The following is a 21,004-nucleotide window of genomic DNA, read 5'->3' on the forward strand; positions in this document are numbered from 1 at the left end:
GGAGACATGATCGACGGAGTGGCGTGTTGCCGCCCGCCCGGAGCGCGCGCGGTGCGAGATTCACGCCGTGTCCGAAGCCGATGCACTCGCGGAACCAGCCCGGCGCACCACGGATGCGGACCCGTCGGCCGAAACCGGAGCAACCGGGACCGGGGCAGCGGGGACCGGAGCAGCTCCGGCGCGCCGGCGCGGGACGCGCGGGTGGCTGCTCGTGGCCGTGTGCCTGGCGACCCTGCTGCTGAGCTACCTGCTCGTCGCCGCACTGCTCGCCTGCGTCGTGGGCGCGGCGGAGGGGTCGCAGTTCGAACCCCCGATGATCCTGCTCGGCGCCGTGGTGGCGTGGTTGTCCTGCTTCCAGGTCCCGCTCACCCTCGACGGCCTCGCCCTGGGCGTGCTGCCGCTGCTGCCCACCGCGCTCGTCGCGGTGCTCATCGCCACCGCCGCTTCCGCGTACGCGCGCCGGTGCCGCCTGCGCCGCCCCGACCAGGCAGGACCCGTGGTGCTGACCTTCGGCGTCGGGTACGCGATCCCGGCGGGGCTGGCGGCCTTCCTCATCGGCCCCCACGCCGCGCCTGCTCCGGCGTTCGCGTGCGCGGGCCTGCTGGCCACCGCCGCGGCCGCCGCCGGCGTCGCCCCCCGCTGCGGCCTCCTCTACCAGCTGTGGGCGCACGTCCCGGAGGACGTGTGGGCGGGCGTGCGCGCCGGGCTGCTCGGGCTCGGCGCGGTCCTCGCGGCCGGTGCGGGGGTCGTGCTCGTCGCCCTCGGCGCAGCGCTGCCCGAACTGGCCGAGCTCTACGGTTCGGGCACGTGGGGCGCCGGCTTCGGGATGACCGCGCTGTCGCTGGTCTACCTGCCCAACGCGGTCGTGGCCGGCTGGTCCTTCGCCGCGGGAACGGGATTCGAGATCGGCCGCGCCTCGGTGGGCCCGTGGCACCTGGCTACCGGGGACGTGCCGCGCTTCCCGCTGACGGACCTGCTGCCCGCCGGCGGGCCGCACGCGTGGTGGTCGGCGATGGTGCTGCTCGCGGCCGCTGCCGGAGTGCTCGTGGGCGTGCTCTGCCGCCGCGCGCTGCTGGACGTGGTCGAGCGGCTGCGCGCGGCGGGAGTCGCGGCGGTGGTGATCGCGCTCGGCGTGCTGCTGCTGGCCTGGCTCGCGGGCGGGACCGTGGCGGACGGTCCGCTCAGCCCCGTCGACCTCGGGCCGGTGGTGCTGGCGCTGGCGACGTTCGGCTGGACTGCGGTGCCCGCGGCGGTACTGGCGTTCCTGCCCCCGGCGCCGGAGCTCGCCGACCCCGAGCTCGTCGGGGAACCGGAGGGCACCGGCGAGGATCTGCTCGACGAGGACGCCGCTGCGGAGGGGCCCGGCTCCGGGGACTCCCCGGCGGAGGAACTGCGCGAGGCACCGCCCGAGGAGCTCGCCCCCGAGCTCGTCGCCGAGATCCCCGCGGACTCCGCGGAGGAGGTCGCCGCAGGACCGGGCACCGCGGACGAGCCGGCCGAGGGGCCGGGAGGTGCCGCATCCCTGCGCGGTGAGAGGTTGACCACCCCGTCCGCCGCGGTCGAGCCGGAACCGGACGAACTCGATGCCGATCCGACCGATCGGCGCCTGAGCTGAGGCTTTCCGCCCCGGCGGGACCGCGACCGGTGAGACCCCTGCGCGTTCGCCCGGCGGTCGGCACCTACGCTGCATGCGGAGAACGCGTCGTGGAACGTCGTCAGGTCGCCGAAGAGGTCGGGAGTCCACGCTGAGCACCACGGTTGAACCGGGGCAGGGGAACGAGCCGCGGCGGTTGAGCACCGGAGCGCCCGCGCGCGTGGTCGTGCTGGTGTCGGGATCGGGCAGCCTGCTGCAGGCGCTGCTCGACGCCGGGTCGGACCGCTTCCGCGTCGTCGCCGTCGGAGCCGACCGCTCCGGGGTCGAAGGGCTCGCGCGGGCGGAGCGCGCGGGGATCCCCACGTTCGTGCGACGCGTGTCCGATCACGGTGCGCGCCAGGAGTGGGATCGGGCGCTGACCGAGGTCTGCGCGGAGCACGAGCCCGACCTGGTGGTGTCGGCCGGTTTCATGAAGCTGGTCGGCGAGGCGTTCCTCGCCCGTTTCGGCGGGCGGTACCTGAACAGTCATCCGGCGCTGTTGCCGTCCTTCCCCGGCATGCACGGAGTGCGGGACGCGCTGGAATATGGGGTGCGGGTGACCGGCTGCACGCTGTTCGTCGTGGATTCCGGTGTGGACACCGGCCCGATCCTCGCCCAGGAGGCCGTCGAGGTGGCCACCGGTGACGACGAGTCGAGTCTGCACGAGCGGATCAAGGCCGCGGAACGGCGACTGCTGGTGGACACCCTGGATCAGCTGGCGGAGCACGGGTGGACCGTGCAGGGACGGAAGGTGAGTATCCCGTGAGTACGAACTCCTCGCATCGTCCGGTGCGGCGTGCGCTGATCGGCGTGTCGGACAAGTCCGGCCTGTTGGAGCTGGCGACCGGGTTGCACGGCGCCGGGGTGGAGATCGTGTCCACCGGGGGCACGGCCCGGGCGCTCTCCGATGCGGGGGTTCCGGTCACTCCGGTCGAAGAGCTCACCGGTTTCCCCGAGGTCCTCGACGGCCGGGTGAAGACGCTGCACCCGCGGGTGCACGCGGGGCTGCTCGCCGACACGCGCCGGCAGACCCACGCGCAGCAGCTGCAGGACCTGGACATCGCAGCGTTCGACCTGCTCGTGGTGAACCTCTACCCGTTCGTGCGCGCGGTCGACTCGGGCGCCGACGACGAGGAGGTCGTCGAGAACATCGACATCGGCGGCCCGGCGATGGTCCGCGCCTCCGCGAAGAACCACGCCAACGTCGCGGTCGTGGTCGACCCGAGCAACTACGACTGGGTGCTGGAGCAGGTGCGCGGCGGCGGTTTCACGTTCCAGCAGCGCGCCGAGCTGGCCGCGGCCGCCTTCCGGCACACCGCCTCGTACGACGTGGCCGTGGCCTCGTGGATGAGCCAGCGGCAGGACGCCGAGGCCGAGCAGTCCGCGGAGGGGAGCCCGTTCCCCGGCTGGATGGGGCAGACCTGGCAGCGCCGGTCGCTGCTGCGCTACGGCGAGAACCCGCACCAGCCCGCGGCGCTGTACGTCTCCGGTGGGGAGGCCACGGGCCTGGCGGCCGCGGCGCAGCTGCACGGCAAGGAGATGTCCTACAACAACTACGTGGACGCGGACGCGGCGTGGCGGTCCGCGCACGACCACGACGACCCCTGCGTGGCGATCATCAAGCACGCCAACCCGTGCGGCATCGCCGTGGCCGAGGACATCGCCGAGGCGCACCGCAAGGCGCACGAGTGCGATCCGGTGAGCGCGTTCGGCGGGGTGATCGCGACGAACCGCGAGGTCTCGGTGACCATGGCCGAGCAGATCGCGGAGGTGTTCACCGAGGTCGTGGTCGCCCCGGGGTATGCGGAGGGCGCCCAGGACGTGCTCATGCGCAAGAAGAACATCCGGCTGCTCACCGCGCAGCCGCCGAAGAGCGGCCGGGTGGAGATGCGGGCCATCTCGGGCGGTCTGCTCACCCAGGGCGCGGACGCGGTCGACGCCCCGGGCGACGACCCGGCGAACTGGGAACTGGCCGCCGGCGCAGCGGTGGACGCGGCCACCTTCGCCGATCTCGCCTTCGCGTGGCGGACGTGCCGCGCGGTGAAGTCGAACGCGATCCTGCTGGCGGCGGACCGGGCGACGGTCGGCGTGGGCATGGGCCAGGTCAACCGCGTCGACTCGGCGCGGCTGGCGGTCTCCCGCGCCGGTGACCGGGTGCGCGGGTCGGTGGCGGCCTCGGACGCCTTCTTCCCGTTCGCGGACGGGCCGCAGGTGCTCATCGACGCCGGGGTGCGGGCGATCGTGCAGCCGGGAGGTTCGGTGCGGGACACCGAGACGATCGAGGTCTGCGCGGCGGCGGGCGTGGCGCTGTACCACACCGGCACCCGGCACTTCGCGCACTGAACCGGCGGAGCCCTCCCGCTCCGAACCGGCGGAGCGCAGCAACGGCCCCGGCCCCGCGGCCGGGGCCGTTCGCGTGTCCGGGGCGGGGTGGCAGCGGGCGCGGTGGATCCCCGCGGGGACCCCGGAGCAGCCCGGAACCCCTCCGCCGGCCTCGCGGTTCACCGCTGGAGCGGCGCGGTGCGCACCGGAGATTGCGAATGCGTCGCAGGCGTCGGACCCGGTGACCGCGGGCCATACCATCTTGGCGTGGCCGAACGCGACATGACCGGTTTCGAGATCGGCAAGGACGGGCTGGGCGGCATCGTCGTCGGGATGGACGGCAGCCCGGCGAGCTTTCACGCCGCGGCGTGGGCTGCGGGGCTGGCGCGGCGGGAGCGGGCGCGACTCGTGCTCGTCTACGTCGAGGCCGTGGGCGGGGTGGCCTACTGGTCGCCCATGGGCGTGGCCGTCGCCAGCGAGGCGGCGGAGAGCCTCGTGGCCGAGTTGAAGGACGAGGTGGTCGAGCACCTGCGGGACATCGACATCAACTGGGACTTCGTGCACCACCGCGGCGATCCCGCGGTGGGACTGGAGCAGGTCGCCGAGCAGTACCGGGCGGATCTCATCGTGGTCGGCCGCTCCCGCCGCCGCGGCGGGTTGCTGGGGACCGTGCCGGCCACGCTCGTCGTCGAAGCGGTGCGGCCCGTCGTCGTCGTGCCCTGACGTCCTCGCCCCGGGTTCCTGGCGGTCGAAACGCCGCCGCCCGGCCGAGAAGAGGAGCACACCGCGGAGGTCCCGCGGTGTGCTCCGGAGGTGCTCGCGTGCTCGTCACTCCATCGGCGGGCGCGGAACCTCGGTGGGGGGCATTTCCACCAGCACGCCCTCCGCCAGCAGCTCTTCGACGGAGGCGGGCAGCACGTACGCCGTGCCCCCGCCGGGCTGCTCGAACCACGGCACAGCCGAACCGCGCAGCACCTGCAGCGGCCGCTGCACGCGGTAGGCGTAGTAGTTGCGGCTCGACCACTGCGGCGGCAGCGACCGGTTGCCGTACGGCGTGCGGAACGCGTAAGTCACGTTGCCGCCCGGTTCGCCGAAGCGGTCCAGCTCGGTGCCCGGCTGCAGCATGACCTGCCGGCGGTCCCGGTACAGCGTCAGCGGCGGTTCCCCGCTCAACGGCTGGATGTTCATCTGCGCGGCCGGGTTCTGCACCGGCTGTTCGCCCGACGAGGGGTTCACCGGCGGCTGGCCCGGTGCCTGCGGCGGCTGCTGCCCCGCTGGTTGGGCCCCCGGCTGCTGCGGACGCGGCGGCACCGGTGCCTGCCCCTGCTGCGGCGGAGCTCCCAGCCCCGGCGCGCCGCCGGGGTGCACCCCGTTCGGTTGAGCCCCGTGCTGTTGAGCACCGTTCTGTTGGACCCCGTTGAGCTGGGCCCCGTTCGGCTGCTGCGGAGCGGGAGGCACACCGCCGCCGTCCTGCCGCGGTTGCCGCTTCGGCAGCGGTGGAACCGGTGCACCGTTGTTCGCGGCCGGCGGCTGGCCCGGTGCCTGCGGCGGTTGCTGCCCGCTCTGCGGGGAGGGCGGCGCGGGAGGCTGGCCGCCGTGCGCGGCGGGCGCCTGCGGCGCAGGAGGCATCCCCGGGGCCTGGCCGGCAGCGGGCGGCTGCGGTGCGGGAGCTGGCGGCTGCTGGCCCTCCTGCACTCCCGGCGGGACCGGAGGACCGTCCGGGCGCGGCGGTTGCGCCGGGGCGTCGGTTTCCAGGGCTTCGGCGACGTTCCCGACCGGCTCCGGTGGTTCGCTCGGCTGGTTGGCGGTGAACAGCGGATTGCCGCCGGAGTGCTTCGGCAGTTCCGCACCGGTACCGCCGTCGACCGCCCCCGCCGGTTCCACCGGTGCGGACGCGGCCTCCGGGCCGTCCGGGCCCCCGGCGGCCCGGAGGAGGTCCGGTTCGCCGGTCCCGGCGGCGGGGGACTCACCCGGCTGCGGCGAGTCGTGCTGGAGCAGCAGGGTACCGAGCAGGAACGCGGCGGCGTGGTCGACGCGGGTGAACCGCACCTCGGCGTCCTCGTCGGTGACGACCCACGCCGGACCGTCGGCGAACAAGCAGCGCGCCGTGTCCACGCGGCTGCCGATCCGGTACTCCTCGCTCCCCGCTCCGTGGGCGTTCAGCTTGTCGTGCAGCTGCGCGAACACCGCCTCGGGGTCGAGGTCCGGCTCGTCCGGCTCCTCTTCCGCGGCGGTCGCGCCACCAGCGGCACCGTCGAACGGGGCTCCGTCCGCGGCTTCGCCGAGCTCCGCCGCTTCGCCGAGCTCCGCGGTTCCGCCGAAGGCCTCGTGGGCCGGTTCCTCGCGTCCGAGGAGCCCCGGTTCCGCGAGCTCGCCGGTTCCCGCCTGCTGCGTTGCGGAGGAGTCCGCGGCGGTCGGGGCGCTTTCCGCGGTCTCGACCGCGAGCGACGCGGCGGCGGTCTCCGCGAGGTCGCCCTCCTCGGGGTGCCCCGCGCCGAGTTCCTCCGCGCCGAGTTCTCCCGCTGCCGGGGGCTCCTGCACCTGCGCGCCCGCGTGCGCAGCCGGGACCGGCTCGCCGTGCGCCCAGTCCTCCGATGGGACCCAGTCCTCCGATGCGGCCCAGTCCTCCGGCGCGGTGCCGTCCTGCTCCTCCGCGGCGGGATCCCCGGCGTGCGCGGTGGCGACCTCCTCGGCGGTTTCCCCGGCGGGGCCCGCAGCACCGTCGAGGAACCCGCGCACCGCGTCGAGCCGCTCCGGCGGCACCGCGGGCACGGTGAAACCGCGTTCGCGGATGTGCGCCAGCAGCTCCGGCTGCGGGGGGACGCCGTACTGGGCGAGGTAGTAGGGCACCGCGCCCGGCCAGAGCCAGACGCCGTCGGTGTGCCACGTGCCGGGCACGCTCAGCGAGCGCTCGGAGTCCAGTTCGTCGTGGTGCTCGTCCGTGCGCTGGACCAGCGGTGCGGTCTCCAGGTACTGCCGCAGCGAGGCGACCTCTTCCAGCGGCACCGGTGGGCGGCCGGAGAGCAGGGGGAGTCCCCGGTCGTCGATGTCGGCGAAGACCTCCGCGACGGCAGGGGCCCGCTCCGCGTCCGAGGATCCCCGGTCCGCGGCGGGGGCGAACCCGGAGCCCTGCCCTGGTGCGACCGCGCCGGGTGGACCGGGGCCGTCCGCGACCGCGGCGGCGCCGTCCTGCCCCGGCTCGTCCGAGTCGGCCAGTTCCGCGGGCGATGCCGGAACGGCGAGCTGCTCGGCCTCCTCGCCGCCGGGCGCCTCGGTGCCCGCGGCTCCGTCACCAGCGCGCTCGGCGGGTTGCGGGGCGGTGGGAGCGGGCTCCGCGGAGTCCGAGCGCTCCGGGGCGTCCTCCTCCGCGGAGGCGTCGGAGCCGTCGAGCTTCGCCCACATCCACTCCGGGATGTTCTCCTCGGCGCGCGGGTAGCGGCGCAGTTCGTCCGCGTACGCCCCGCGCGGCAGCGGCTGGCGCCAGCTCGGCTCGGAGTCGAAGTTGATGTCGATGCGGTAGGACGACGGGCGCTCGACCACGTACAGCGCGCTCAGCCAGGTCCCCACGTCCGGGCGGTACATGCCGTCCCGCAGGTTCTCGAAGATCCCCGGCAGCTCGGTCGGCGGTTCCCACTCCTCGGAGGTGCCGTCCTGCTTGATGATCTCGCCGAGCAGGTCGTGGTACTCACCGGTGGCGCGGTACTCCACGGTGATCTGCTGCCAGTCGTCGGGCACGGCCTGTAACAGCAGGACCCCGATCTGACGGGCGACCTGTTCCTGCTCTTCCGGGCTGATCGCTGTCGGACGCGACATGGGTGACATCCTCCCCCTCTGGGCCAAGCACAGCGTCCCCACCCCGCACTAGACGCTACTCGACACGAGTGAAGCAGTGTGCCGCGTGTGCCGTTCCGATCGTCGGTGCAGGGCACGCGCGCCTCTTGTCGGGGATGGGCGCCCGTCGGGCCGGTCCGCGGCGCACAGCTTCCCCCGTGACCGGGGTGGAACAACATCACACCACCAGGTGGGATTCGATCACAAACAGCCGGCGGCCGATGTGCACCGTCTCGCACGCGGTGCGCCGGCCCCCTTCCCCCGCCGGCCTGCCCCGCCGCGAGGGGTGCGCCGCGGAAACCGCTGGCGGCGCGCGTTCGCCGCACGCCATGGTGGAGGTCGTGTCGCAACCCCGGCTGCTCCGCCCGTACCGCATCCTGACCGGCGTGCCGCACGCTCCGGGCCTCATGGCGTTCAGCCTGCTCGGCCGCCTGCAGATGCCCGCCGTGCCGATGGTGCTCACCTTCCTGGTCGCGGAGTGGACCGGTTCCTACGCCTCCGCCGGTGTCGTGGTCGGAGCCGTCACGGTCGGCCAGGCCGCGGCGGGGCCGGTGCGGGGGCGTGCCGCCGACCGCCGATCCGTCCCGCTGCTCCTGACCGTCCTGGGCGCGCTGTACGCGGCGGGGCTGGTCGCGATCGTGCTCGTCGCCGCCGCGGTGCCCGCGCAGCACTGGTGGGCGGTGATCCCGCTCGCCGGGGTCACCGGGATGGCGCTGCCGCCGGTGGGGCAGGTGGGCAAGGCCATCTGGCCGCGGATCGCCTGGGGGACGGCCCTGGAGGCCGCCTACGCCGTGGAGGCCACGCTGCAGGAGCTGATCTACGTGGTCGCCCCGGTCTTCGCCGCGTTCGCCGTGACCCACCTCGGTGCGGACGTGGGCACGCTCGCGGTCGCGGCCGTGTCCGTCCTCGGGCCCGCGTCGTTCGCGCTGGCCCTGCGGCACGCGGGGCTGCAGCGCGCCCCCGCCCGCGCGGCGGGGGAGGCCGGTGAGGGGCGCAGCCTCCTGCGGACCCCGGGGATGCTGCGGCTGCCCGCGTTCGGCGCGGCGCTGATCGCCGGGCTCGTCGCGGGCGACCTGCTGCTCGTCGGCTGGTCCCAGGAACGCGGCACGCCGCAGCTGGCCGGGGTCCTCGCCGCGGTGTGGGCACTGGGGTCGCTGACCGGCGGGCTCCTCGCGGGCGGGCTGCCCGGCCGGCCGGTGCTGTGGCGGCGCGGGATCGCGGCGGCGGTCGGGCTCGCCGTGCTCGTGCCCGCGCTCCCCCCGGTGACGGCGGGGTCGCCGCTGGTCGTGGCCGTGCTGCTGGGGCTGGGCGGGATGGCGATCGCGCCGAGCCTGGCCGCGGCGAACAGCGCCGTGGCCGAGATCGCCCCGCCCGAGCGGCGCAACGAGGCCTTCGGGTGGTTCTTCAGCGCCACCACCGCCGGTGCCGCGGTGGCCTCCCCGCTGTCCGGCGCGATGATGGATCTCGTCGGGCCCGCAGCTGCGGCCGGGGCCGCCGCGCTGCTCGTCGCCGGCGGGGTCGCGCTTGTCGCACATCACAGCCTGCACGGCTCGCGTTCCACGCGTGCGGCGGAGGAGACTGCCCGCACGTGACCGTGTCCTCAGAACGCTCCACCACCACCGCCGGACGGACCGGCCGGCGCGCGATCGCCGGGGTCGCGGCCGCCGGCGTGGGCGTGCTGCTGGCGGTGCAGGCCCGGATCAACGGAACGCTCGGCGATCGGCTGGGCGACGGTGTGACCGCCGGTGTGATCTCGTTCGGCGTGGGGTTCGCCGTGCTGCTCGTCGCCGCCGCGGCCACGCCCGCGGCGCGGAGCGGAGCGCGCCGGGTCGCCGGGAGCGTGCGGGCCGCGGGAGGGCTGCGCCCCTGGGAGTGCTTCGGCGGCGTGTGCGGCGGTTACCTCGTCTTCGCGCAGGGCACCGCAGCCGCCCTGATCGGCGTCGCGTTGTTCACCATCGCGGTCGTCGCCGGGCAGGTGGTCAGCGGCATGGTCGTGGACCGGATGGGGCTGGGGCCGGCGGGCAAGCAGCCGGTCACCCCGCCGCGCCTGCTCGGCGCCGCGATCGCCGTGGTGGCCGTGGTGATCGCCGTGTCCTCCGAGCTGGGGAGCAGCCACGGGAGCTGGCTCGTGCTGCTGCCCGCCCTCGCGGGGATCGGCCTCGGCTGGCAGGCCGCCGTCAACGGGCTGGTCAAGCAGACCGCGGAGTCCAACGTTGCGGCGACGACGCTGAACTTCGGGGTGGGCACGGTGGCGCTGCTGCTGGCGCTCGCGGCCACCGCCGCCGTGCGCGGCCTGCCCGGTGAGTTCCCGCCGGAACCGTGGCTGTACGTCGGGGGGTTGCTGGGGATCTTCGTCATCGGCGGTTCGGTGGCGCTGGTGCGGCACACCGGCGTGCTGCTGCTGAGCCTCGGCATGATCTCCGGGCAGCTCATCGGCGCGCTGCTGCTGGACCTGCTCGTGCCGGCCCCCGGCACGCACGTCGGGGCGTCCACAGTGGCGGGTGTGCTGCTGACACTGGTCGCGGTCGGGGTGGCCTCGCTGCCCACTCCCCGTCTGCCGCGGTGACCGGCGCTCTGCCAGGATGTCACTGTGAGCGCGACGATTCTCGACGGCAAGGCCACGAAGGACGCGATCTACGGGGAACTGGGTTCCCGCGTCGCCCGGCTCGCCGAGCACGGGCACACCCCGGGCCTGGCGACGGTGCTGGTGGGTGACGATCCGGCGTCCCACTCCTACGTGCGCGGCAAGCACAACGACTGCGCCAAGGTCGGCATCACCTCGATCCGCAAGGACCTGCCCGCCGATGCGAGCCAGGCCGATGTCGAGGCGGTGCTCGACGAGCTCAACGACGATCCGGCGTGCACCGGCTACATCGTCCAACTGCCCGTGCCCGATCACCTCGACTCGGGGGCGCTGCTGGAGCGGATCGCCCCGGAGAAGGACGCCGACGGGCTGCACCCGATCAGCCTCGGGCGCCTCGTGCTCAACGAACCGGGGCCGCTGCCGTGCACGCCGCGCGGCATCATCGAGCTGCTGCACCGCTACGACGTGCCGCTGAAGGGCTCGCGGGTGACCGTCGTGGGCCGCGGCATCACCGTCGGCCGGTCGATCGGCCTGCTGCTCACCCGGCGCAGCGAGAACGCCACCGTGACGCTGTGCCACACCGGCACCACCGACCTCGCCGCCGAGGTGGGGCGCGCGGACGTGGTGATCGCCGCCGCCGGCAAGCCCGGTCTGATCACGCCCGACATGGTGCGCCCCGGCGCGGCCGTGCTGGACGTCGGCGTGACGCGCACCGAGTCCGGACCTGCCGGTGACGTGCACCCGGACGTGGCCGAGGTCGCCGGCCACCTCTCGCCGAACCCGGGCGGTGTCGGGCCGATGACCCGGACGATGCTGCTGACGAACGTCGTGGAGGAAGCGGAGCGCCGCCTGGGCCTGTGAGCGCGCCCGGTCGGCGCGTCGGCGCGGAAGGGGAGGTATGAGCGACCGGTTGTGGGACGACCCGCGGTTCCGCGAGCACCTCCCGTTCGCGTTCGTCGCGCTGATCGCGCTGCTCGGCTTCCTCCGCGTTGCGCTGCAGCACTGGCGGGAGGGCGCCGCGCTCGTGAGCGCGGCGCTGCTCGTGGCCGCCGTGCTGCGCGTGACCGTGCCCGAACACCGCGCCGGGTTGCTGGCGCTGCGCACCCGGGCGGTCGATGTCGCGCTGTACGGCGGGTTCGGCGTGGCGATCGGGTACGTCGCGCTGACCATCGAGGGCGGCCCGTTCGGGTGAGGCGCGGCCGGTGACCGCGCCGGTCACTCCGCCCCGCGCCGGTCACTCACACCCGCGCCGGTCAATCCCACCAGAACGACCAGGTCCGCCGCCCGCGGATCTCGCGCGCGTACTCGGCGATGCTGCCGGATTCCTGCACGATGCGGTCCGGGCAGAACGTCCAGTGCTCGGCGGCGACGGCCGCGGCGTGCTCGGCGTCCTGCGGCGGGGCGGACACGCTCAGGTCCAGCCGGTCCGGGCCGAGCCGCAGCACGCGGGCGCCGAACCGCTGCTCCCAGCTGCGGGCCATGGCGGACAACCCGGCCGTGCGGGACACGTGGTTGGACGCGCCCGACCACCCCAGGGCGGTGAGCACGTCCGAGCCGTGCCGCACGGGGACGAGAGCGAGCTGGGACTGCTCGTCGACGAACCGGGCGAGCTGCTGGTTGGCCAGGATGTCGGGGTCGGCCAGCAGGTTGCCGGGGACGGCCGGCCCCGGGCAGGAGTGGTCGAACGGGGCGAGCGTGTCCAGGTCGTAGGCCGGCCCGAGCTCACCGTCGGCCTGCACGAGCCCGTCCCAGATGCGAGCCATGACGTCCTCGATGGTCCACCGGTCGATGTGCTCGAGGGGTTCCGGCGGGACGACGCCGATGGTGCAGCGGTCGCCGTAGGTCTCGGTGCTGTCGCAGACCAGCAGCGGCCACAGCCCGGTCCGGCGGTGCTCGCCGCGCAGGGTGGCCACGAGCTGGGGTGCGGGCGGTTCGTCGCTGAGCCAGCACAGGGCGTTGCGGGAGTCCGCGTAGGCGGCCTGCTCGGTCATCAGGCCGCCCGCGGGCAGTTCCGCCGACGGGGCCGCCCCGGCACCGAGGGCGGCGAACGGCCCGTCCGCCGCGTCGCCGTCGCCGTCGGGGAACTCGCCGACCCGCGGGTCGGCCGGCGTTGCCGACGCCCAGTTGTCTCGCACCTCTTCACCGCCTCCTCGCCAAGCGCCCCTCATCGCGACCTACTCTAGGAAGTCGATCGCGGTCACGCGCGTGGGTGGTGCCTTCCGTTCGCGCCGTTGCCCGCGCTGGCGTTGCGCGTCCTGCCGGCGCGATGCGGCGGCCCGGCGGGAAGCGGTCGGACGGACGACGGCACCGGGACGATACCGCCCGGTGCCGCATCTGTGGAGTCGGATCAGTCGGCCGTGCGGCGTCGTGCCGCACAGGGTCAGTCGCGCGGGAGGCACCGGCGCTCCGCCGGTGCTGCCGGGACGTGCCTCGCTCCCGGGTCCCCGGGGCGGGTCAGTCCCCTTGACGGGGGCGGGGTGGTTCGACGACGCAGTCCCCGCCGGGGAAGACCAGCCGTTCGTGGCCGTCGTCGAAGCGCACGAGGTACGGCGGCCCGCCGTCCTCGCCGCGGACCTCGATGATGACGCCCATGCGGTCCATCTCCGAGATGGTCCGGCTGTGCACGTGGAGTTGGTCGCCCACCGTCGCTTGCATGCCCATCACCTCCGCCGCCCAGAGTAGGTGACCGGCGCCACATTCCGCAGGGGGTGCGGGTGCCACTCGTTCGGGTGCGCCGGGCGGGGTCAGCTGCTCGGGGTCTCCGCTGTTCCGCGGGGTTGCGGGCCGGACGGGAACGCGGGCGGGCTCACCCCTCCTGCACGCGCGAGCAGGTGGTGCTGACCTCCTCGTAGTTCTCCGACTGCTGGTTCGCCCACTGCCCGCTGCTGTCGAGCGAGACCTCGCCGTCGGCGACCCGCTGCACCGAGGACCGCACGTCCTCCAGGTTCTTGCGCAGTTGTTCGTCGCTGGTCCGGGCCAGCAGACCGTTGATCTCGAAGAGCTTGTCGTGCGCGTCCGCGCGCGCCTGGCGCGGGTCGACGAAGTTGGGCATGAAGTTGGCGACGTTGATCGCGCGGGCGCACGCCGACATGTCCGCGGGGTCGACGCGCGGCGCGCCGTTCTGGCCCTGCTGCGTCCCGTGCAGCCCGCCGCAGGCCGCGAGAACCGTCAGCACCAGGGCGAACGGTGCGCTCGCGCGCGTGATCAGTTTCCGTGTCCGGTCGCGTGTACCGGCTCGCATGGTTCCTCCGAGCCTGTCCCAGCCAGTGCTGCCTGCCCGCCTTCTTCTTACCTTATCGGCCAGGCCGGACCGGATGGGTGGTTTGCCCGGACTCAATGCGGGGATTGTGGCGGGAGCCAAGCCGCGATCTGCGGCGGCAGGTCCAGCTCGGCCAGCCAGGGGGCCGCGCCGATGCGGTAGAGCGCGATCGCGCCGAACACGACCGCGCCGAACGTGAGCGCCGGGCCGACCAGGACCATCTCCACCTTGCCGCCGGTCGTCATGCGCAGCGGTTTCGGCGGTGCCACCGGGTACCAGGTCTGGCCCTTGAGCGGCAGCGGCCACAGCATGGGGCAGCCCTTCTCGGTGATCGCGTCGCCGAGGAAGTGCGCGGTGCAACCGATCATCACGGCCACGCCGAACGCCGCCGCGTCGGTGGGCTGGTCACCGGTCCACGCCCAGCAAGCCACCGTGAGCAGCACGGACGTGGACGCGATGAGCAGGGCGTCCTGCCGCGGGTTCCACTTGTGCATGATGCCGCGCACCGTCAGGCCGGCGAAGACGAACATGAGCGCGGCCAGGGCCGCACCGTTGCTGGACTGCACGATCGCCGTGGTGACGAGCCCGGCGAGAATGGCGAACACGACGGTGTGGGTAAACCCGCGGTGGGTGCCCTCCCGGTCGCTGTCGTGCTTGGTGCGGGTGAGCCGGTACATGAAGCCGCTCAGCCCGCTCAGCGCGGCGGAGGCTCCCCGGGAGATGCCGCCGAAGGTGCTGGCCACCGTCGACTTGGGGTGGTCGATGTCCGGCAGCAGTGCGGCACCTGCGGACAGCGTCGCCCCGACCACCCACGTCTTCGGGCTGAGCTGTCCGATGGTGTGGCTGCCCGCCAGGGCGGTGACCGCCGCCCACGCGGTCACACCGCTCATTGCGTGCGTCGGTCCGGTAGACATGCCACTCCCAAGATCATGCGTTCGACGACTCAGCCTAGTAGGGCGTTCGCGGCGCGAGCGGGCGCGTCGGAGGATCGCCGCGTTGCTCGCGAGCCGGGCGGACCGCCGCTGCCCCGCGCTCGCGCGGGCGCCGGGGCGGATTCCGGGGAGTGGCGTATCGCGCTGCCGACGGGGTGGTGGTCATCGTGGGCGGGCAGGCACAATCGAAAACTGATAGCAGTACGCTCGTACCGCTTGCGTTCTCGCGAGAGGAGCACCCCGCCACATGAGCAAAATCAAAGTACAGGGCACCGTGGCCGAGCTCGACGGCGACGAGATGACGCGGATCATCTGGTCCTTCATCAAGGACAAGCTGATCCACCCCTACCTGGACATCGACCTCGACTACTACGACCTGGGCATCGAGCACCGCGACGCCACCGACGACCAGGTCACCGTCGACGCCGCCCACGCGATCGCCAAGCACGGCGTGGGCGTCAAGTGCGCCACCATCACGCCGGACGAGGCCCGCGTCGAGGAGTTCGGGCTGAAGAAGATGTGGCGCAGCCCGAACGGCACGATCCGCAACATCCTCGGCGGCGTGATCTTCCGGGAGCCGATCGTCATCTCCAACATCCCGCGCTACGTGCCGGGCTGGACCAAGCCCATCGTGATCGGCCGCCACGCGCACGCCGACCAGTACAAGGCGCAGGACTTCAAGGTCCCCGGCCCGGGCACGGTCACCGTGACCTACACGCCGGACGACGGCAGCGAGCCGGTCCAGCTCGAGGTCGCGAAGTTCCCCGAGGACGGCGGCGTCGCCATGGGCATGTACAACTACCGCCGCTCCATCGAGGAGTTCGCCCGCGCCTCCATGCGCTACGGCCTGCAGCGCGGCTACCCGGTGTACATGTCCACCAAGAACACGATCCTCAAGTCCTACGACGGCATGTTCAAGGAGGTGTTCGAGGAGGTCTACGAGAACGAGTTCAAGGCCGACTTCGAGGCCGCCGGGATCGAGTACGAGCACAGGCTCATCGACGACATGGTCGCCTCCGCGCTCAAGTGGGAAGGCGGCTACGTGTGGGCCTGCAAGAACTACGACGGTGACGTGCAGTCCGACACGGTCGCCCAGGGCTTCGGCTCGCTCGGGCTGATGACCTCGGTGCTGATGACCGAGAACGGCACGGTCGAGGCGGAGGCCGCCCACGGCACGGTCACCCGCCACTACCGGCGGCACCAGAAGGGCGAGGAGACCTCCACCAACCCGATCGCGTCGATCTTCGCCTGGACCCGCGGCCTGCAGCAGCGCGGCCAGCTGGACTCCACGCCGGAGGTCGTGTCCTTCGCGCAGACGTTGGAGCAGGTCGTCATCGAGACCGTCGAGAGCGGCAAGATGACCAAGGACCTGGCCCTGCTGGTCGGCGGCGACCAGGGCTACCTGAACACGCAGGACTTCCTGAACACGCTGGACGAGAACCTGCAGAAGAAGATGGCCGAGCGCTGAGGACTCCCGCGCTCAGCGGCGCGACCGGACGCGCCCCCGCTGCGGGGTGCGCACCGCGCGCCGCTCCCGGCGCCGCGCTCCCCGCTCCGGGGAGCGGCGGTCGCCGACGGTCGAGCCGGTGTGCCCCGGGCACACCGGCTTTCGCCGTTCCGGGCGGGTTCTGCTGCGGCGGCAGGCGCGTGCGGCGGGCACGCGTGACGGGCGCGCGGGCAGCTCCGGGTGCCGACGGCTCCGCGGGAACCGCCTGGAGCGGGCGGCCCTCCGCCTGCTTCGCACCCGGAGGGCCGCCCGGCGCGGCGAGTCCGTTCCGCGCACCCCGGTGCCGCACCGCGCGCGGGCGTGGGATAGGCTTTCCGTGCCGAGCCGGCGGCGGTCCCGCACCGGGATCGCGGGCATCCGGCACGCGCGATTAGCTCAGCGGGAGAGCGCTACCTTGACACGGTAGAGGTCGCTGGTTCGATCCCAGCATCGCGCACTGGTTCCCGGACTGCGCGAACCACCTGTTCCGAGGCCGCAGCCGCTGCGTGAGCGGCTGCGGCCTCGTCGTTCGTCGGGGCGCTGGTCGGGGCGTGGTCGCCGGTGGGGCCGCTCCGGATCCGGGTGCTCGCCGACGCCGGATCGTTCGCGACGCCCGGGCCGGCGGAACTCCGCGGTGCTCCGCTCGGCGCGCGGCAGCGACCGAACACCCGCTCCTGCGCCCGATTTGTTTTTCCGCGGGAACGGCGAGTGAATTCCCCGGTTCCGATATCGGAATCGTCAGTCCACTGCGGACTCCCAACGGAAATGATCGCGCCGGGGCCGCCCCGGAACGCGTGGTGGGCGCCGACGCCGGTACCGGGAGCCGACCTGCGGTGACTCCGGTGCCCGCACTGCCTGGTGGCGTGGGTAACACGCGCTGCCGAGCGGTGTGCGCCACATCGCACGCGCCTTCGCGGAATCGGTCGTTCGCGCCCGCTGCGGTTTTCCGTCGACTCCTGTGAAACGCGCCGAGACCGGTCGTTATGCTGTCCCGGCTTCTGCTTCGCGCGAGTCGCGAGCACCATCCGATCCACTTCCGAGGCCGGTACTGAGGGACACCTATGGCACCTGAATCCGGGCGGCTGACCGCGCGCGAGATCTACGACCGCGTGCTCGTCGACGCTCGTTCCGAGCTGAACCGCACGACCAGCGCGCTGGCCTTCTCCGGCGTGGCCGCCGGGCTGTTCATGGGACTCACCGGCCTGGGGGTGTCGGGCGCGCTGGCGGCGTTACCCGGGGACGGGGGCGCGTTCATCGCCGAGCTGTTCTACCCGCTGGGGTTCATCGCGGTGGTCATCGGGCGTGCGCAGCTGTTCACCGAGAACACGCTGTTCCCGGTCGTGCTGATCTTCGAGGAGCGGCAGCACGTGCTGGCCACGTTGCGGTTGTGGGTCGTGGTGCTGTGCGCCAACGTGCTCGGCGCGCTGGTGTTCGCGACGCTGGCGACGGTCACCGGTGCGCTGCAGCCCGAGGTGCTCACGGAGCTGGTGCAGCTGGGGACCGCGGCGACGCACCAGCCGGTGCTGCGCGTGTTCACCAGCGGCATCCTCGGGGGCTTCCTGATCGCGTTGATGTCGTGGTTGGTCACCAGCGCCCAGAGCACGATCGGGCAGATCGCGGTGATCTGGCTGATCACCTTCCCGGTGGGCCTGCTGGGCTTCGCCCACTGCATCGCCTCCAGCGGCTACATCCTGGCGTCCGTGCTCGCCGGGGAGGCCTCGGTGGGGGCGTACGTGGTGTGGCTGGGCGCGGCCACCGCGGGCAACATCATCGGTGGGGTCCTGCTGGTCTCGCTGCTCAACTACGGGCAGGTCCGTGCCGGGGTGCAGATGAGCCGCATGCGCGAGCGCCGCATCCTGACCAACGAGGAGGCCTACCACCGCTTCAGCGAACGGCTCTGGCAGCGCATGTCGGACAACGACGAGATCGAGGGCACGGAGCGGTTCACGTGCGAGTGCGCCAACTCCCACTGCTCCACGGAGATCACGATGAGCATCGGCGCCTACCGGCACCTGCGCAGCCACCCCCGCTGGTTCGCCGTGGTCAGCGGGCACCAGACCCCGGAGCTCGAACCCGTGGTGGGCGAGCGCGAGGACTACCTGATCGTGGAACGCGGGAACAAGGCCGGGAACCAGATCCTGCGCCCCCTGTCCCGGTGGGGGGCTCCTCGGGCGTCCCGCCGCAGCGCGGTGTGAGGCCGAACGAGCTCAGTCCTCGTCCTCGTCGAGACCGCCGGCGGCGCGCTCCTGCGGGGTGACGATCTCGACGCTGCCGAAGGCACCGCGGGTGTTCACGGGCACCGTGTTCGCACCGGAGCCGCCGGTGCAGGCCGCCGCGCACTCGGTGCTGCCGAACACCATCAGGCCGGACGTGTCCGCGTTGACGCCCTCGGGCACGACCACCTCCACCGAGCCGAACAGCGCGCCGACCTCGACGCGGTCGGCGCTCTCGGAGACCCGCACGGTCCGCTCGCCGAAGACGACCGCGCCGTCGGAGGCGGTGGCGACGTAGCCCACGCCGAACACCCCGGCGGCGACCGCGAGCGCACCGACCGCGAGGTCGAACACCCGGCTCGCGCGGCTCTTCTCCGCCGGAGCGGTCTCAGCGTCCTCCGCCTCGTCCGCCCGGGCGGGAGCGGCCTCCTCGGCGGTTTCCGCGGGCAGGTCCTGGGTGAGGGGGTCGAGGTCGCGCTGGACGCGCGCCGCCCAGCAGCGACCGGAGCGCTCCTCGTACTCCGAGACGGTCAGCCGACCCTCGGCCAGGGCCTGCTGCAACCGCCGGTCCACCCGCCTGCGGTCCTCGTCGCTGATGCGCATCGCGCCGGGCTCGTCTGCCACGGGAACATTGTGCACGCGAACGGGAGGATTCGGTCGCGCGGTCGCGAAAACGGCTCGCGGTGACCGCGGGCGGGTTGTCCGCGCCTCCGCGGTCGTGTTCGCTGGACGGCACGGCCGACGCGGACGGAAGGGACGGGACATCGTGCTCGACGCACCGGAAACCCGGGAGAAGGTGGCGGCGCTGCGCGCGGACACCGCCGGGTGCGAGGCGGTCACCCACTTCAACAACGCGGGCTCGGCGCTACCGCCGAAACCGGTGGTCGACCGGGTCGTGCAGCACCTGCGCTCGGAGGAGGCCATCGGCGGCTACGAGGCGGCCGAGCAGGTGGACGAGGAGCTGGACGGCGCCTACCGGGAGCTGGCCGCGCTGGTGAACGCCGAGCCCGACGAGATCGCGATCACCGACAGCGCCACCCGCTCCTGGCTGGCGGTGTTCACGGCCGTGCCGTTCCGCTCCGGCGACCGCGTCCTGACCACGACCCCGGAGTACTCCAGCAACATCATCGCCATGCGCGCCGCAGCCGAAAGCCGCGGCGTGCGGGTGGAAACCGTGCCGAGCGCCCCGGAAGGGCAGCTCTCGACCGACGCGCTGCGCCGGGCCCTCGACGACGACGTGCGCGTGGTCGCGGTGACGCACGCGCCGACGAACGGCGGGCTGCTGCAACCGCTGGCGGAGATCGGCGAGCTCGTGCGCGACTCACCGGCGGTGTTCCTCGTGGACGCCTGCCAGAGCATCGGCCAGGTGCCGATCGACGTGCCCGCCGTCGGCGCCGACGCGGTGGCGGTCACCGGGCGGAAGTACCTGCGCGGGCCGCGCGGAACCGGGTTCCTCGCGGTGCGGCGCCACCTGCTGCCCGAGCTCACGCCCCAGCACCTGGACCTGCACTCGGCGGCGCTCGACGACGGGGGGTTCCGGTTGCGCGAGGACGCGCGGCGGTTCGAGCTCTGGGAGCGCAACGTGGCCGGTGTGCTGGGGCTGGGGACGGCGGCGCGCTACTACCGCGACACGGGCGTCGCGTGGGTGCACCGGTACGTGACCGGGCTGGCGGAGCGGCTGCGGGGGCTGCTCGCCGAACTGCCCGGCGTGCGGGTGGCCGACATCGGGGCGGAGCGCTCCGGCATCGTGACCTTCCGGCACGAGCGGATGCCCGCACCGGACCTGGTGGGGAAGCTGCGCGAGGAGGGCTTCAACCTGACGGTGTCGCGCGCCCCGTCCACGCCGTGGGACATGGGTGAACGCGGGTTGGACGCGCTCGTGCGCGCCTCGGTGCACGGCTACAACACCACTGCCGAGATCGAGCGGCTCTGCCGGAGCGTGCGCTCGATCGCGGCGTGAGAGTCCGGACGTCGCACGGGAAGCGCGCGGGGCGGGCGCGTTCAGGAGCGCACGAGGCGCGCGATCGCGTCGCTGGCCTCCTTGATCTTCTCCTCGGCGACCTCGCCGCCTTCGGTCATGGCCTCGCCGACGCAGTGCCGCAGGTGTTCCTCGAGCAGGCCGAGCGAGACGGACTGCAACGCCTTCGAGGCGGCGGCGGACTGGGTCAGCACGTCGATGCAGTACTGGTCCTCCTCGACCATGCGCTGCAACCCGCGGATCTGGCCTTCGATGCGGCGCAGCCGTTTGAGGTAGTTCTCCTTGTTCGCCGTGTAGCCGTGCATCACCGCTCCCGTGTCGCGCTCGCGTACTGGAGGCATCGTACCCGCCGGGGCTGCTCATCCGACCCGATCGCGTGATGATCGGACCGGACGGAGCAGCCCCGCGGGGAGGTGGGCCCGTCGGCGTGCGGAGCCGCCCCCCCGGGGGCGGGCTGCCCCGCGGCGGAGCGGACGCTGGCCCGACGGCGGTGCGGCGCGGGCCGCGGATGCGACCGCGCGGCGCGGTGCCCGCCCGCCGGGCGGGCTCACTCCGTGCCGACCACGTCGTAGCCCGCTTCGGCGATGGCCTCGCGGACGGTGTCCTCCGCGGCGTCGCCGGTAACCGTGACGCGGCCGGTGGACAGGTCGACGTCGACGTCGCTGACGGCGGAGAGCTCGCCGAGCTCGCTGCGCACGGCCTGGACGCAGTGGTCGCAGCTCATGCCTTCGACGACGTAGGTGGTGCTCACGGTGCCTCCTGCTCG

At 73.5% G+C, this 21,004-nt stretch carries 19 protein-coding genes and 1 tRNA gene; 12 read left to right on the forward strand and 8 right to left on the reverse strand.

Going from position 1 to position 21,004, the window contains the following annotated elements; translation table 11 throughout:
• The first annotated feature begins 211 nt into the window (after positions 1-211).
• The 4 genes from ACYVJE_RS10780 (at position 212) to ACYVJE_RS10795 (ending at position 4,678) form a co-directional block, all read left to right on the forward strand.
• Positions 212-1,615: a cell division protein PerM gene (locus tag ACYVJE_RS10780; protein ID WP_461144340.1), complete on the forward strand. Its 1,404-nt coding sequence runs from the start codon at positions 212-214 to the stop codon at positions 1,613-1,615.
• Between the two features lie 175 nt (positions 1,616-1,790).
• The gene (gene purN / locus ACYVJE_RS10785) at positions 1,791-2,399 is read left to right on the forward strand and encodes a phosphoribosylglycinamide formyltransferase (RefSeq protein WP_461144341.1); all 609 of its coding nucleotides are present in this window, start codon (positions 1,791-1,793) and stop codon (positions 2,397-2,399) included.
• The gene (purH, locus tag ACYVJE_RS10790) at positions 2,396-3,976 is read left to right on the forward strand and encodes a bifunctional phosphoribosylaminoimidazolecarboxamide formyltransferase/IMP cyclohydrolase (RefSeq protein WP_461144342.1); all 1,581 of its coding nucleotides are present in this window, start codon (positions 2,396-2,398) and stop codon (positions 3,974-3,976) included. The genes purN and purH overlap by 4 nt, the downstream gene beginning before the upstream one ends.
• Before the next feature lie 246 nt (positions 3,977-4,222).
• Entirely contained in the window at positions 4,223-4,678 is a 456-nt protein-coding gene (locus ACYVJE_RS10795) for a universal stress protein (protein ID WP_459157275.1), read from the forward strand.
• Positions 4,679-4,783: 105 nt separating this feature from the next.
• On the opposite strand, the gene ACYVJE_RS10800 is transcribed toward ACYVJE_RS10795, so the two are convergent.
• The gene (locus tag ACYVJE_RS10800) at positions 4,784-7,768 is read right to left on the reverse strand and encodes a glycohydrolase toxin TNT-related protein (RefSeq protein WP_461144343.1); all 2,985 of its coding nucleotides are present in this window, start codon (positions 7,766-7,768) and stop codon (positions 4,784-4,786) included.
• Positions 7,769-8,127: 359 nt separating this feature from the next.
• Here ACYVJE_RS10800 and ACYVJE_RS10805 point away from each other — a divergent pair, with 359 nt between their 5' ends.
• Genes ACYVJE_RS10805 through ACYVJE_RS10820 form a run of 4 tightly spaced genes read left to right on the forward strand, consistent with a single transcriptional unit; the run spans position 8,128 to position 11,562 of the window.
• Positions 8,128-9,378, forward strand: a complete 1,251-nt coding sequence (locus ACYVJE_RS10805; RefSeq protein WP_461144344.1) for an MFS transporter — start codon at positions 8,128-8,130, stop codon at positions 9,376-9,378.
• Positions 9,375-10,352: a DMT family transporter gene (locus ACYVJE_RS10810; protein ID WP_461144345.1), complete on the forward strand. Its 978-nt coding sequence runs from the start codon at positions 9,375-9,377 to the stop codon at positions 10,350-10,352. The genes ACYVJE_RS10805 and ACYVJE_RS10810 overlap by 4 nt, the downstream gene beginning before the upstream one ends.
• Before the next feature lie 24 nt (positions 10,353-10,376).
• Positions 10,377-11,231: a bifunctional methylenetetrahydrofolate dehydrogenase/methenyltetrahydrofolate cyclohydrolase gene (locus ACYVJE_RS10815; protein ID WP_461144346.1), complete on the forward strand. Its 855-nt coding sequence runs from the start codon at positions 10,377-10,379 to the stop codon at positions 11,229-11,231.
• Positions 11,232-11,268: 37 nt separating this feature from the next.
• The gene (locus ACYVJE_RS10820; protein ID WP_459157270.1) at positions 11,269-11,562 is read left to right on the forward strand and encodes a DUF3017 domain-containing protein; all 294 of its coding nucleotides are present in this window, start codon (positions 11,269-11,271) and stop codon (positions 11,560-11,562) included.
• 61 nt (positions 11,563-11,623) lie between these two features.
• On the opposite strand, the gene ACYVJE_RS10825 is transcribed toward ACYVJE_RS10820, so the two are convergent.
• From ACYVJE_RS10825 to ACYVJE_RS10840, 4 genes are all read right to left on the reverse strand, one after another.
• Positions 11,624-12,505: a DUF4253 domain-containing protein gene (locus ACYVJE_RS10825; protein WP_461144347.1), complete on the reverse strand. Its 882-nt coding sequence runs from the start codon at positions 12,503-12,505 to the stop codon at positions 11,624-11,626.
• A gap of 319 nt (positions 12,506-12,824) precedes the next feature.
• Positions 12,825-13,025 (reverse strand): DUF1918 domain-containing protein, encoded by a 201-nt coding sequence (locus tag ACYVJE_RS10830; protein ID WP_459157268.1) that lies wholly within the window; start codon positions 13,023-13,025, stop codon positions 12,825-12,827.
• A gap of 151 nt (positions 13,026-13,176) precedes the next feature.
• The gene (locus ACYVJE_RS10835; RefSeq protein ID WP_459157267.1) at positions 13,177-13,545 is read right to left on the reverse strand and encodes a hypothetical protein; all 369 of its coding nucleotides are present in this window, start codon (positions 13,543-13,545) and stop codon (positions 13,177-13,179) included.
• A gap of 158 nt (positions 13,546-13,703) precedes the next feature.
• On the reverse strand, positions 13,704-14,543 hold the full coding sequence (locus tag ACYVJE_RS10840; protein WP_461144348.1) for a metal-dependent hydrolase: 840 nt from the start codon (positions 14,541-14,543) through the stop codon (positions 13,704-13,706).
• 265 nt (positions 14,544-14,808) lie between these two features.
• Here ACYVJE_RS10840 and ACYVJE_RS10845 point away from each other — a divergent pair, with 265 nt between their 5' ends.
• The 3 genes from ACYVJE_RS10845 to ACYVJE_RS10855 all read left to right on the forward strand — a co-directional run bounded on the left by ACYVJE_RS10845 (position 14,809) and on the right by ACYVJE_RS10855 (position 18,242).
• The gene (locus ACYVJE_RS10845) at positions 14,809-16,029 is read left to right on the forward strand and encodes an NADP-dependent isocitrate dehydrogenase (protein WP_459157265.1); all 1,221 of its coding nucleotides are present in this window, start codon (positions 14,809-14,811) and stop codon (positions 16,027-16,029) included.
• 403 nt (positions 16,030-16,432) lie between these two features.
• Positions 16,433-16,504, forward strand: a tRNA-Val gene (locus ACYVJE_RS10850).
• Positions 16,505-17,108: 604 nt separating this feature from the next.
• A complete protein-coding gene (locus tag ACYVJE_RS10855; RefSeq protein WP_459157264.1) occupies positions 17,109-18,242 on the forward strand; it encodes a formate/nitrite transporter family protein in 1,134 nt (377 codons plus the stop codon).
• A 12-nt stretch (positions 18,243-18,254) separates the two neighbouring features.
• Here ACYVJE_RS10855 and ACYVJE_RS10860 read toward each other — a convergent pair whose 3' ends face one another.
• Complete coding sequence (locus ACYVJE_RS10860; protein WP_461144349.1) at positions 18,255-18,884, reverse strand: DUF1707 SHOCT-like domain-containing protein; 630 nt, start codon at positions 18,882-18,884, stop codon at positions 18,255-18,257.
• A 142-nt stretch (positions 18,885-19,026) separates the two neighbouring features.
• Between ACYVJE_RS10860 and ACYVJE_RS10865 the strand changes: the two genes are divergently transcribed.
• On the forward strand, positions 19,027-20,220 hold the full coding sequence (locus ACYVJE_RS10865) for an aminotransferase class V-fold PLP-dependent enzyme (protein ID WP_459157262.1): 1,194 nt from the start codon (positions 19,027-19,029) through the stop codon (positions 20,218-20,220).
• 41 nt (positions 20,221-20,261) lie between these two features.
• Here the strand turns inward: ACYVJE_RS10865 and ACYVJE_RS10870 are convergent, their stop codons facing one another.
• Positions 20,262-20,543 (reverse strand): metal-sensitive transcriptional regulator, encoded by a 282-nt coding sequence (locus ACYVJE_RS10870; protein ID WP_459157261.1) that lies wholly within the window; start codon positions 20,541-20,543, stop codon positions 20,262-20,264.
• A gap of 242 nt (positions 20,544-20,785) precedes the next feature.
• Positions 20,786-20,989 carry a heavy-metal-associated domain-containing protein gene (locus tag ACYVJE_RS10875; RefSeq protein ID WP_461144350.1) on the reverse strand — a complete coding sequence of 68 codons (204 nt, stop codon included), beginning with the start codon at positions 20,987-20,989 and terminating at the stop codon, positions 20,786-20,788.
• Positions 20,990-21,004 lie beyond the last annotated feature (15 nt).

Source organism: Salinifilum aidingensis (assembly GCF_054782015.1).